Annotated in this window: 8 protein-coding genes and 1 other RNA gene; 8 read left to right on the top strand and 1 reads right to left on the bottom strand. The window is 67.5% G+C overall.

What is annotated here, in order from left to right:
* The first annotated feature begins 116 nt into the window (after positions 1 to 116).
* From smc to ligA, 3 genes are all read left to right on the top strand, one after another.
* A complete protein-coding gene (gene smc, locus N5D30_RS01450; protein WP_279907347.1) occupies positions 117 to 3605 on the top strand; it encodes a chromosome segregation protein SMC in 3489 nt (1162 codons plus the stop codon).
* Positions 3606 to 3778: 173 nt separating this feature from the next.
* Complete coding sequence (gene zipA / locus N5D30_RS01445) at positions 3779 to 4588, top strand: cell division protein ZipA (RefSeq protein ID WP_220812724.1); 810 nt, start codon at positions 3779 to 3781, stop codon at positions 4586 to 4588.
* Between the two features lie 67 nt (positions 4589 to 4655).
* The gene (ligA, locus tag N5D30_RS01440) at positions 4656 to 7043 is read left to right on the top strand and encodes an NAD-dependent DNA ligase LigA (RefSeq protein WP_279907345.1); all 2388 of its coding nucleotides are present in this window, start codon (positions 4656 to 4658) and stop codon (positions 7041 to 7043) included.
* Positions 7044 to 7062: 19 nt separating this feature from the next.
* On the opposite strand, the gene N5D30_RS01435 is transcribed toward ligA, so the two are convergent.
* Positions 7063 to 7341 (bottom strand): HU family DNA-binding protein, encoded by a 279-nt coding sequence (locus N5D30_RS01435; RefSeq protein WP_220812726.1) that lies wholly within the window; start codon positions 7339 to 7341, stop codon positions 7063 to 7065.
* Between the two features lie 128 nt (positions 7342 to 7469).
* Here N5D30_RS01435 and N5D30_RS01430 point away from each other — a divergent pair, with 128 nt between their 5' ends.
* The 5 genes from N5D30_RS01430 to recR all read left to right on the top strand — a co-directional run bounded on the left by N5D30_RS01430 (position 7470) and on the right by recR (position 12656).
* On the top strand, positions 7470 to 9104 hold the full coding sequence (locus tag N5D30_RS01430; protein WP_279907343.1) for a methyl-accepting chemotaxis protein: 1635 nt from the start codon (positions 7470 to 7472) through the stop codon (positions 9102 to 9104).
* 81 nt (positions 9105 to 9185) lie between these two features.
* An RNA gene (gene ffs, locus N5D30_RS01425) (signal recognition particle sRNA small type) lies at positions 9186 to 9282 on the top strand.
* Between the two features lie 146 nt (positions 9283 to 9428).
* Positions 9429 to 11552, top strand: a complete 2124-nt coding sequence (gene dnaX, locus N5D30_RS01420) for a DNA polymerase III subunit gamma/tau (RefSeq protein WP_279907342.1) — start codon at positions 9429 to 9431, stop codon at positions 11550 to 11552.
* Between the two features lie 10 nt (positions 11553 to 11562).
* Entirely contained in the window at positions 11563 to 11889 is a 327-nt protein-coding gene (locus N5D30_RS01415) for a YbaB/EbfC family nucleoid-associated protein (protein WP_003460931.1), read from the top strand.
* Between the two features lie 167 nt (positions 11890 to 12056).
* Complete coding sequence (gene recR, locus N5D30_RS01410) at positions 12057 to 12656, top strand: recombination mediator RecR (protein WP_220812729.1); 600 nt, start codon at positions 12057 to 12059, stop codon at positions 12654 to 12656.
* The last annotated feature ends 80 nt before the right edge of the window (positions 12657 to 12736 follow it).

Raw genomic sequence — 12736 nt, 5'->3', positions numbered from 1 at the left:
GCACCTGACAGGCATGCGGGAAGAGGACGCTTGCGGTACGCTTGATAGATCGTTTGCCCCATGAATTGGTCCGCTGCCTGCGCAGCCTGAACTAGAGGTTGAGGAACAACCCCGATATGCGGCTCAAGTGCATCAAGCTGGCAGGTTTCAAATCCTTCGTCGATCCCACGACGGTCAGTTTCCCGAGCAATATGGCGGCTGTGGTCGGCCCCAATGGCTGCGGCAAGTCGAACATCATCGACGCCGTACGCTGGGTGATGGGCGAGAGTTCGGCGAAGAACCTTCGTGGCGAGTCGATGACCGACGTCATCTTCAACGGCTCCAACACCCGCAAGCCTGTGACCCAGGCTTCCATCGAGCTAATCTTCGATAATAGCGACAACACCCTAGTGGGCGAATACGCTGCCTTCGCGGAGATTTCCATCCGCCGCCGGGTCACCCGGGATGGGCAGAACACTTATTTCCTCAACGGCACCAAGTGTCGCCGCCGTGACATTACCGACATCTTCCTCGGCACCGGTCTGGGACCACGCAGCTACTCGATCATTGAGCAGGGCATGATCTCCAAGCTGATCGAGGCCAAGCCGGAAGACCTGCGCAATTTCATCGAGGAAGCCGCCGGCATCTCCAAGTACAAGGAGCGCCGGCGGGAAACCGAGAGCCGAATCCGCCGCACCCAGGAGAACCTGGCGCGCCTGACCGACCTGCGTGAGGAGCTGGAGCGCCAGCTCGAACGCCTGCACCGCCAGGCCCAGGCCGCTGAGAAGTACCAGGAATACAAGGCCGAAGAGCGCCAGCTCAAGGCTCAGCTCTCGGCCCTGCGCTGGCAGGCGCTGAATCAGCAGGTGGGCGGCCGCGAGCAGGTGATAGGCGACCAGGAGGTGGCCTACGAGGCGCTGGTGGCCGAGCAGCGCAGCGCCGACGCGAGCATCGAGCGGCTGCGCGATGGTCACCATGAGCTGTCCGAGCGCTTCAACCAGGTCCAGGCCCGCTTCTATTCCGTGGGCGGCGATATCGCCCGGGTCGAGCAGAGCATCCAGCACGGGCAACAGCGCCTGCGCCAGTTGCAGGATGACCTCAACGAGGCCGAGCGGGCACGCCTGGAAACCGAGTCCCACCTCGGCCATGACCGTACCCTGCTGGCGACCCTGGGCGAGGAGCTGGCCATGCTCGAACCCGAGCAGGAGATCACCAGCGCCGCCGCCGAGGAGTCCGCCGCTGCCCTGGAGGAGGCCGAAGGCGCCATGCATGGCTGGCAGGAGCAGTGGGAGGGCTTCAACCAGCGCAGCGCCGAACCGCGTCGTCAGGCCGAAGTGCAGCAGGCTCGCATCGCCCAGCTCGAGCAGAGTCTCGAACGTCTGGTCGAGCGCCAGCGCCGTCTCGGGGACGAACTGAGCCAGCTGTCCGCCGACCCAGAAGACGCCGCCATTCTCGAACTGGCCGAACAGCTGGCCGCCAGCGAACTGCAATTGGAAGAGCTACAGGCCGCCGAGGGCGACCAGGCCGAGGGCCTGGAACGGCTACGCACCGAACTGCAGGAGGCTACTCAGGCCCAGCAGCAGGCCCAGGGCGAACTGCAACGGCTGAACGGTCGCCTCGCTTCGCTGGAGGCGCTGCAGCAAGCCGCGCTGAACCCGGGCAAGGGCGCCGCCGAATGGTTGAAAGACCAGCAGTTGAGTCATCGTCCCCGCCTGGCCGAGGGGCTGCGCGTGGAGAGCGGCTGGGAGCTGGCGGTCGAGACCGTGCTCGGTGCCGATCTGCAGGCCGTACTGCTGGACGATTTCGCGGGCCTGGACCTGGGCGGCTTCGACCAGGGCGAGCTGCGCCTGATCAATCCGCAGGGTGGCGGTTCGCGGGTGGCCGGCAGCCTGCTGAATAAGGTCGAGTCCAGCATCGATCTGGCGCCCTGGCTGGCCAAGGTACTTCCGGTGGAGAGCCTGGAGCAGGCCCTGGCCCAGCGTCTGCAGCTCGGCGAGGGCGAGTCGCTGATCAGCCGCGATGGCTACTGGGTCGGGCGTCATTTCCTGCGCGTGCGCCGGGCCGGTGAGGCTGAGAGCGGTGTGCTGGCCCGTGGCCAGGAGCTGGAGCGTCTGCAGGGCGAGCGCGAGGAGCGCGAAGCGGTCCTCGCTGACTTGGACGAGCGCCTGCAACGACTGCGCACCCGCCAGCGCGAGCAGGAAGAGGCGCGCGAGCAGCAGCGTCGCCTGGTCCAGGACGAGTCACGTCGCCAGGGCGAATTGAAGGCCAGGCTGTCCGCAGGTCAGGCCAAGGTCGAGCAGCTGGCCTTGCGTCGCCGCCGCCTGGAGGAAGAACAGGGCGAGACCGCCGAGCAGCGCGAACTGGAGCAGGAGCAACTGGGCGAGTCGCGCCTGGTACTGCAGGACGCACTGGATACCATGGCGACCGACACTGAGCAGCGCGAGGCCTTGCTGATCAAGCGGGACCAGTTGCGCGAGCGCCTCGACCGGGTGCGTCAGGAGGCCCGTCAGCACAAGGACCATGCCCATCAGCTGGCGGTGCGCCTCGGCTCGATCAAGGCCCAGCACGAATCCACGCGCCAGGCCTTAGAACGCCTGGAAATGCAGTTCGAGCGCGCCATTGAGCGTCGCGAGCAGCTCAGCCTCAATCTGGAGGAGGGCGCCGCGCCGCTGGAAGAGCTGCGTATGAAGCTCGAGGAGCTGCTGGAGAAGCGCATGGGCGTGGAGGACGAGCTGAAGCTCGCCCGACTGGCCCTGGAAGATGCCGACCGTGAGCTGCGCGAAGCCGAGAAGCGCCGCAGCCAGGCGGAGCAGCAGGCGCAGTTGCTGCGCGGACAATTGGAGCAGCAGCGCATGGACTGGCAGGCGCTGAGCGTGCGCCGCAAGGCCTTGCAGGAGCAACTGCTGGAAGAGGGCTACGACCTGCACGGCGTGCTGGCAACCCTGCCGGCCGAGGCCGGCGAGCAGGCTTGGGAGGAGGAGCTGGAGCGCTTGGCCGCGCGCATCGGCCGGCTCGGGCCGATCAACCTGGCGGCCATCGACGAATACCAGCAGCAGTCCGAGCGCAAGCGCTACCTCGACGCCCAAGACGCCGACCTGGTGGAAGCACTCGATACCCTGGAAAACGTCATCCGCAAGATCGACCGAGAAACCCGCAACCGCTTCAAGGAAACCTTCGACCAGATCAACTCCGGCCTGCAGGCGTTGTTCCCCAAGGTGTTCGGCGGCGGCCATGCCTATCTGGAGCTAACGGGCGAGGACCTGCTCGACACCGGCGTGGCCATCATGGCCCGCCCGCCGGGCAAGAAGAACAGCACCATCCACCTGCTGTCGGGCGGCGAGAAGGCGTTGACCGCCCTGGCCCTGGTATTCGCGATTTTCAAATTGAACCCAGCACCCTTCTGCATGCTCGATGAAGTGGACGCGCCGCTCGACGACGCCAACGTCGGTCGTTATGCACGCCTGGTCAAGGAGATGTCGGAGACGGTGCAGTTCATCTATATCACCCACAACAAGATCGCCATGGAGATGGCCGATCAGTTGATGGGGGTGACCATGCACGAGCCGGGGTGCTCGCGTCTGGTGGCGGTGGATGTGGAGGAGGCGATGAACCTCGTGGAGGCGTGAAACTTCAGGAAATGCCTTGCGGCGGTGCACATTTACCGTTCGTCGTGCTAGCTTAGGCCACACTTTTGTTACGCGCGAAAACGACTGCAGAAACATAGGGTTGTTCGCGTTCCAAAGGGGCAGGAAGCCCTTATTTTCATTACATTTTCATCGTTCAGGGGCTTGGGAGTTTCATGGAGCTGCGCTATTGGCTGATCGTCGTGGGAGTCATCGTCATCGTTGGCATTCTATTTGATGGCTGGCGCCGCATGCGCGGCGGCAGCGGCAAGCTGAAGTTCAAGCTGGACCACAGTTTCAGCAACCTGCCCGACGACGATACCGACCCTGACCTGCTCGGCCCCGCGCGAGTCATCGATCGCAAGCTCGAACCCGAATTCAACGAAGCGGACATGCCGACCGTCAGCGCCAGCGAGATCAATCGCCGGCGCAACATCGAGCCGAAGCAGGGCGACCTGGCGCTGGACACCGACGAGCCGGTGCCGACCCTGCTGACCCCGGTCGAGGAAGAGGACGAAGAGCCTGCCAAGCCGGCCAGGGAGCCGCTGCCGGTGGAGGAGGTGCTGGTGATCAACGTGATCGCCCGCGACGCCGATGGCTTCAAGGGCCCGGCGCTGTTGCAGAACATCCTGGAAAGCGGCCTGCGCTTCGGCGAGATGGACATCTTCCACCGCCACGAGAGCATGGCCGGCAACGGCGAGGTGCTGTTCTCCATGGCCAACGGCGTCAAGCCGGGCACTTTCGATCTGGACGATTTCGAACTGTTCTACACCCCGGCGGTGAGCTTCTTCCTCGGCCTGCCGGGCCCGCGTCATCCCAAGCAGGCCTTCGACGTGATGATCGCCGCCGCCCGCAAGCTGGCCCACGAGCTGAACGGCGAGCTGAAGGACGACCAGCGCAGCGTGATGACCGCGCAGACCATCGAGCACTACCGCCAGCGCATCGTCGAGTTCGAGCGCAAGCAGCAGCTCGCCGGCAAGCGCTGACCGCTTCGCCACATACCCTCCAAGAGCAGCCTAGGCTGCTCTTGTCGTTTCCAAGGACACGCCCACCATGACCGACTCCCAGACCGCAGCCCGACAGATCGCTGCCCGACGCGTTCTCGAGCTTCGCGCCGAACTGGACGAGCACAACTACCGCTACTACGTGCTGGACGAGCCAAGCATCCCGGACGCCGAGTATGACCGTCTGTTCAACGAGTTGAAGGCGCTGGAGGCCGAGCATCCCGAACTGGTGACGCCCGACTCGCCGACCCAGCGCGTGGGCGGCGCGGCGCTCAGCGCCTTCGGCCAGATCCGCCACGAGATCCCGATGCTCAGCCTGGGCAACGCCTTCGAGGAGACCGACCTGCTCGACTTCGACCGCCGGGTGCGCGAGGGGCTGGACCTGCCCGCCGACGACCTGTTCGGCGCCGCGGTGGAGTACAGCTGCGAGCCCAAGCTGGATGGCCTGGCGGTCAGCCTGCTGTACGAGAACGGCCAACTGGTGCGAGGCGCGACCCGCGGCGACGGCACCACCGGCGAGGATATCAGCGCCAACGTGCGCACCATCCGCAACGTGCCGCTCAAGCTGCAGGGCCAGGGCTGGCCCGCGCTGCTGGAGGTGCGCGGCGAGGTATTCATGTCCCGGGCCGGCTTCGAGAAGCTCAACGCCAGCCAGGCGGAGCAGGGCGGCAAGACCTTCGCCAACCCGCGCAATGCCGCGGCCGGCAGCCTGCGCCAGCTGGATTCGAGGATCACCGCCAGCCGCCCGCTGGAGTTCTGCTGCTACGGCGTCGGCCAGGTCGATGGCACGCTGCCGGCCACCCAGTTCGACATGCTGCACCAGCTCAAGGCCTGGGGCCTGCCGATCAGTCGCGAGCTGAAGCTGGCCAAGGGCGCCGACGAGTGTCTGGCCTACTACCGGGACATCGGCGACCGGCGCCAGGGCCTGGCCTACGAGATCGACGGCGTGGTGTTCAAGGTCAACAGCATCGGCCAGCAGCGCGAGCTGGGCTTCCGCGCCCGCGAGCCGCGCTGGGCCATTGCCCACAAGTTCCCGGCCAGCGAGGAGCTGACCGAGCTGCTCGACGTGGAGTTCCAGGTCGGCCGCACCGGCGCCGTGACCCCGGTGGCCCGGCTCCGGCCGGTCAAGGTGGCCGGCGTCACCGTGTCCAACGCCACCCTGCACAACATGGATGAGGTGGCGCGCCTCGGCCTGATGATCGGCGACACGGTGATCATCCGCCGCGCTGGCGACGTGATCCCGCAGGTGATGCAGGTGGTCGCCGAGCGCCGCCCGGCCGATGCGCGCCCGGTGTGCATTCCCGAGCTGTGCCCGGTGTGCGGCTCCCACGTCGAGCGCACCCAGCTGGTCAAGCGCAGCAAGGGGCGGGAGAGCGTCAGCGAAGGCGCGGTGTACCGTTGCGTCGGCCGCCTCAGCTGCCAGGCCCAGCTCAAGCAGGCGATCATCCACTACGTGTCGCGCCGCGCTATGGACATCGACGGGCTCGGCGACAAGATCGTCGAACAACTGGTGGATACCGGCCTGATCGCCTCGCCAGCTGACCTTTACACCCTGACCTACGAGCAGGTGGTGGCCTTGGAAGGCTTCGCCGACCTCTCCACCCGCAATCTGCTGGCCGCTATCGAGGGCAGCAAGCGGCCGCCGCTGGCACGCTTCATCTTCGCCCTCGGCATTCCCGACGTGGGCGAGGAGACGGCGAAGCTGCTGGCCCGCGCCCTGGGCTCGCTGCGGCGCATACAGGTGGCACTGCCCGAGGTGCTGACCTGGCTGCCGGACGTGGGCGCCGAGGTGGCCTACGAGATCAGCAACTTCTTCGCCGACGAGCACAACCGCACGGTCATCGCCCAGCTGCTGGAGCGTGGCGTGGAGCTGCAGGAGGAGGGCGAGCTGCACGCCGAGTTCGCCGCCTGCGCCACCCTGGGCGAGTTCCTCGACCGCCTCGACATCCCCTTCATCGCCGCCACCGGCGCGCAGAAGCTGGCGGACAAGGCCGGCAGCCTGGAGGGCGTGATCGCGCTCGCCCAGGACTGGCTGGAACTGTCGGTGCTCAAGGGCCTCAACGAGCGGGCCAAGCAGTCGCTGCGCGAGTTCTTCGCCGATCCGCTCAACATCGCCCGCGCCACCGCCATCGAGGCGCAGTTGCGCGACTTCGGCATGCACTGGGCGAGCGAGAAGAAGGTGGCCGAAGGCCTGCCGCTGGCCGGGCAGACCTGGGTGCTGACCGGCACCCTTGAGGCGATGAGCCGCGACGTCGGCAAGGAGAAGCTGGAAAGCCTCGGCGCCAAGGTCGCCGGCTCGGTATCGGCCAAGACCGCCTGCGTGGTGGCAGGGCCGGGGGCCGGCTCCAAGCTGACCAAGGCCAACGAGCTGGGCGTGAAGGTGCTGGACGAGGCGCAGTTCCTCGCCCTGCTGGGCGAGTACGGTATCGCGCCCTGAAACGGGGCGGGCTGGACGGTCAGTTCAGCCCGTCGACCAGGGCCTTGGCCGGCACCAGCTTGACCGCCCGCTTCGCCGCAATCTGGATCGCCTTGCCGGTCGCCGGGTTGCGTCCGGTGCGCGCCGGGCGCTCGGCCACCTTGAGCTTGCCGATACCGGGCAGGCTGATCTCGCCGTCGTTTTCCAGGGCATCGGCCACGATGTCGCCGAGCTGCTCGAGCAGGGCGCGCACGTCGCTCTTCTGCAGGTCGGTGGCTTCGGCAAGGTCGGAAATCAGCTGGTCTTTGGTGATGGCCATGGGGCGCTCCCTGGAGGTGAGAAAGTGCCCGGGGGCGGGCTTCGAGGCGGGCACGCTACCACAAAGCGGCGAAGAATGAGGGCGACTATGCTGGAGGCATAACAACATCATCCGCCCCGGAGTCGATCATGCCGCGTCTGTTCGCCGATCTCGGTTTCCGCTGGAAAATCGCCCTGCCGATCCTGCTGCTCGCCGTGCTGCTGCTGGTGATGGGCGGGCTGGGCATGCAGGGCATCGGCCAGGTGGCCGACTCCAGCACCCGCCTGACCAACCGCTACCTGCCCGCCATCAGCCTGCTGCTCAACGCCGACCGTGATCTCTACCAGGCCTTCGTCGCCGAGCGCAGCCTGCTCGACGAGGCCGCGGGGCAGTACGCTGATGCGCTGAAGGCTTCCCATGCGGAGAACCTGCAGCAGGCCTACGACCGCGTCCACAAGTACGCGCAGATGCAGCCGGGGCCGGAGGCGGAAAGGCTGGTGGCTGATTTCGACCGGGGCTTCGCCCAGTGGAAGGCCACTTCCAGCCGGGTGGTCGAGCTTTCCGCCAGTGACCCGACGGCGGCCTCGACGCTCAGCTACGGCGACAGCGAGGCGCACTTCGAGGCGGCGCGCGCGCCCATCGACCAGCTCGGCGAGCTGGAAGACGGCGCGGCCAACGCCGAGGGCGCCGCCGCCATCGAATTGGGCGACCGGCGCAGCTGGCAGCAGGGCATGGTGATCGCCATCGGCCTGCTGCTCTGCGTGGTGCTGGTGCTGGGCTTCCCGGTGCTGGTGACCCGCCCGTTGCACAATCTGCTCCATCGCATCGAGCAGATCGCCGAGGGCGATGGCGACCTGCGCGTGCGCCTGGAAGTGCTGTCGCGGGACGAACTGGGCCAGCTCAGTGATGCCTTCAACCGCTTCCTCGACAAGCTGCAACCACTGATCCGCGAGGTCGGCCGGGTCACCGGCGAGGTGGCCGACTCGGCCCAGTCGCTGGCCGGCATGGCGGCGGCCAACGACCGGCTGATCAGCAGCGAGCACGCGGCGGTCGATCAGGTCAGTACCGCCGCCACCGAGATGAGCGCGGCGGTGAACGAGGTGGCGCGCAACGCGCAGAACGCGGCCGATGCCGCGCGCAGCGCCGAGGTGCAGTCGCGCGAGGGCGCCCAGGTGGTCGGCGCGACCATCCACGCCATCCGTCAGCTGGCCCACGAGGTCGAGAGTGCCTCCGATTCCATCCAGACCCTGGAGCAGGAAACCGCCAACATCGGCGCCGTGCTGGCGGTGATCAAGGGCATCGCCGAACAGACCAACCTGCTCGCCCTCAACGCCGCCATCGAGGCGGCGCGGGCCGGCGAGCAGGGCCGCGGCTTCGCCGTGGTGGCCGACGAGGTGCGCGCCCTGGCCGCGCGCACCCAGGACTCGACCAAGGACATCCAGCAGATGATCGAGCGCCTGCAGTCCGGCGTGCAGAACGCGGTCACTGCCATGCATTCGGGCAGCGCCAAGGCCCGTGACAGCGTGGAGCGTGCCGCCGGGGTGGACGGCGCGCTGTCGGCCACCGGCGATTCGGTCGCCCGGATTAACGACATGGCCGCGCAGATCGCCACCGCCTGCGAGGAGCAGAGCAGCGTGACCGAGGAGATCGCCCGCAACATCAGCGATATCCGCGACCTGTCCAACGAGGCGGCGCAGACCTCGGAGCAAAGCACCCAGGCCAGCGCCCGACTGTCCGAGCTGTCCCACGGACTGGCCCAGCTGGTCGGCCGCTTCCGCGTGTAAGTGGTTGAAGCGGTTGTAAGTTATCGGTTTACCAGTACAATGGCGCGGCCCGTCGTTCGACGGGCTTCGTTATGGTGGTCCCATCGGTCCCCCCGCAACGATCAGCCGTGAACCCGGTCAGGCCCGGAAGGGAGCAGCCGTAGCGGTGACATCGTGTGCCGGGGTGTGGCTGGTGGGGCCGCCTCCAATCTCCTCCCCATTCTGTCTTTGTTGCTATCCATGGCGGCGGGCCTCTGTTCGGCCCTCGATTGGCCGGCGGGTGCAATTTGCCCGGTGCTCCGCTAGGATTAGCCACTTCCGCTCTCCCAGCCGCGACGGTTTTTCATGAGTTATCAGGTTCTTGCACGCAAATGGCGCCCGCGCAGCTTCCGCGAGATGGTCGGCCAGACCCATGTGCTCAAGGCCCTGATCAACGCGCTGGACAGCCAGCGCCTGCACCATGCCTACCTGTTCACCGGCACCCGCGGCGTGGGCAAGACCACCATCGCGCGGATCATCGCCAAGTGTCTGAACTGCGAGACCGGCATCAGCGCCAGCCCGTGCGGGCAGTGCTCGGTGTGTCGGGAGATCGACGAGGGCCGCTTCGTCGACCTGATCGAGGTGGACGCCGCGAGCCGCACCAAGGTCGAGGACACCCGCGAGCTGCTGGAGAACGTGCAGTACGCGCCGACCCGCGGTCGCTACAAGGTCTACCTGATCGACGAAGTGCACATGCTCTCCACGCACTCGTTCAACGCGCTGCTCAAGACCCTCGAGGAGCCGCCGCCCCACGTAAAGTTCCTGCTCGCCACCACCGACCCGCAGAAGCTGCCGGTCACCATCCTCTCGCGCTGCCTGCAGTTCTCACTGAAGAACATGCCGCCGGAACGGGTGGTCGAGCATCTGACCCATGTGCTGACGGCCGAGAGCGTGCCCTTCGAGGAAGACGCCCTGTGGCTGCTGGGCCGCGCCGCCGACGGCTCGATGCGCGACGCCATGAGCCTGACCGACCAGGCCATCGCCTTCGGCGAGGGCAAGGTGCTGGCGGCCGATGTGCGCGCCATGCTCGGCACCCTCGACCATGGCCAGGTCTACGGCGTGCTGCACGCGCTGCTGGAGGGCGACGCCCGTGCGCTGCTGGAGGCCGTGCGCCAGCTGGCCGAGCAGGGGCCGGACTGGAACGGCGTGCTGTCGGAAATGCTCAATGTGCTGCACCGGGTAGCCATCGCCCAGGCCCTGCCGGAGGCGGTGGACAACGGCCAGGGCGACCGCGACAGGGTGCTGGCCCTGGCCCGCGCGCTGCCGGCCGAGGACGTGCAGTTCTACTACCAGATGGGCCTGATCGGCCGCCGCGACCTGCCGCTGGCGCCGGACCCGCGCGGCGGCTTCGAGATGGTGCTGCTGCGCATGCTGGCGTTCCGCCCGGCCGATGCCGACGGGGCGCCGAGGTCACCTTTAAAGGACCTGGGGATCAGCAAGGCCACAGCTGATTCCGACCAGACCCCGGTGGCCGGCCCGGCCCCCGTCGCCGCGCCGGCCGCTATCGTTGCTCCGGTTGCTCCGGCTGTTGCGCAACCCGCGCCGCCGGCCGAACCTGTCCCGGCTCCGGCTCCGGCTCCGGCTCCGGCTCCGGCTCCGGCTCCGGCTCCGGCTCCGGCTATCAGCGCTGCGCCGGCGCCCATGCCCGAGCCCGTTGCCGTGACTGCGCCACCGGCCGAGTCCGCGGCCATGCTGGAGGCGTTGGCCGAACCCGCCGTGGCGGTCGGCGTGCCCTGGGCCGAGAGCGAGCCGGCCGCCGTGGCCGAGCCGAGCCCGCCCACGCCGCCGGAGCCGGTGCCCGCCGAGCCGCGTGCCGTGGTGGTCGAAGGGCCCGCCGATACACCCGTGGCGCTGCCCTTGGACGAGTCGGCGGAGCAGGTCGTCGAGCTGGCCGCTGACGCTGACGCCGAGGACGACGACGAGCCGCCGCCCGGCGACTACGACTATTACGAGGCCGACGCCGACAGCCTCGACTACGATTTCGACGAGCCGGCTGCGGCGCCAGCCGAGCCCGAGCCGCTTCCGGCGACGCAGCCGGCCACCGGCCTGGCCGCCGAGTGGCTGGACTTGTTCCCGCGCCTGGGGCTGTCCGGCATGACTGGCAGCATCGGTGCCAACTGCACCCTGGTCGAGGCCAGCGGCGACGACTGGCTGCTGCACCTGGACCCGGCGCACAGCGCGCTGTTCAATGCCACCCAGCAGCGCCGTCTGAACGAGGCGTTGAACCAGCACCTGGGGCGCAGCCTGAAGCTGCGCATCGAGCTGATCCGCCCCGAACAGGAAACCCCGGCCCAGGCCGCCGCGCGCAAGCGCGCCGAGCGCCAGCGCCAGGCCGAGCAGTCGATCCACGACGATCCGCTGGTGCAGCAGATGATCCAACAGTTCGGCGCGGCGATCCGCGCGGACTCCATCGAACCCCTGAACACTTGAGGACAGCATCATGATGAAAGGCGGCATGGCAGGCCTGATGAAACAGGCCCAGCAGATGCAGGAAAAGATGCAGAAGATGCAGGAAGAGCTGGCCAACGCCGAGGTCACCGGCCAGTCCGGCGCGGGCCTGGTCAGCGTGGTGATGACCGGTCGCCACGACGTCAAGCGCATCACCCTGGACGACAGCCTGATGCAGGAAGACAAGGAAGTGCTGGAAGACCTGATCGCCGCGGCGGTGAACGATGCTGTGCGCAAGGTCGAGCAGAACAGCCAGGAGAAGATGTCGGGCATGACCGCAGGTATGCAACTCCCCCCCGGCTTCAAAATGCCTTTCTGAATCCGTGACGCCCAGTCACTGCACATAGCGGCGTTGCGCTCCGGGCCGGGCATGCTCATTTACGGGCAGTAAACTCCGCTGCCCGGCCCGAAGCGCGCCTTGCTCTGCACAGCGCCTGGTCGCCACTTGCACCGAGTCGCTTCTACGCGTTTTTCCCGGATGATCCCATGAGCTTCAGCCCGCTGATCCGCCAACTGATCGATTCGCTGCGTCTGCTGCCCGGTGTGGGGCAGAAGACCGCGCAGCGCATGGCGCTGCAGTTGCTGGAGCGCGACCGCAGTGGTGGCATGCGCCTGTCGCAGGCGCTGGCGGCGGCGATGGAGGGGGTGGGGCACTGCAAGCGCTGCCGCACCCTGAGCGAGGACGAGTTGTGCCCGCAGTGCAGCGATCCGCGCCGGGATGACTCGCTGCTGTGCGTGGTGGAAGGGCCGCTGGACGTGTTCGCCGTGGAGCAGACCGGCTACCGCGGCCGCTACTTCGTGCTCAAGGGGCATTTGTCCCCACTCGACGGCCTGGGCCCCGAGGCCATCGGCATCCCCGAGCTGCTGGCGCACATCGGCGCCAGCCAGTTCGGCGAAGTGATCCTCGCCACCAACCCGACGGTGGAGGGCGAGGCCACCGCCCACTACATCGCCCAGATGCTCACCGGCAAGGGCATCGTGCTGTCGCGCATCGCCCATGGCGTGCCCCTGGGCGGCGAGCTGGAACTGGTCGACGGCGGCACCCTGGCCCATGCCCTGGCGGGGCGCCGGCCGATCAACGGCTGATGGCGCCGCGCCTCTGTTCAAAGTGACTTGAGAAGCATTACCATTCGCGCCTCATTGGGCGCGAGCGGCGAACGCTTTTC

This window comes from Pseudomonas sp. GD03875 (assembly GCF_029840585.1).
Classification (GTDB): domain Bacteria; phylum Pseudomonadota; class Gammaproteobacteria; order Pseudomonadales; family Pseudomonadaceae; genus Aquipseudomonas; species Aquipseudomonas paralcaligenes.
Note: the sequence above shows the minus strand (reverse complement) of the source record. Positions and strands in the feature narration are given on the sequence as shown.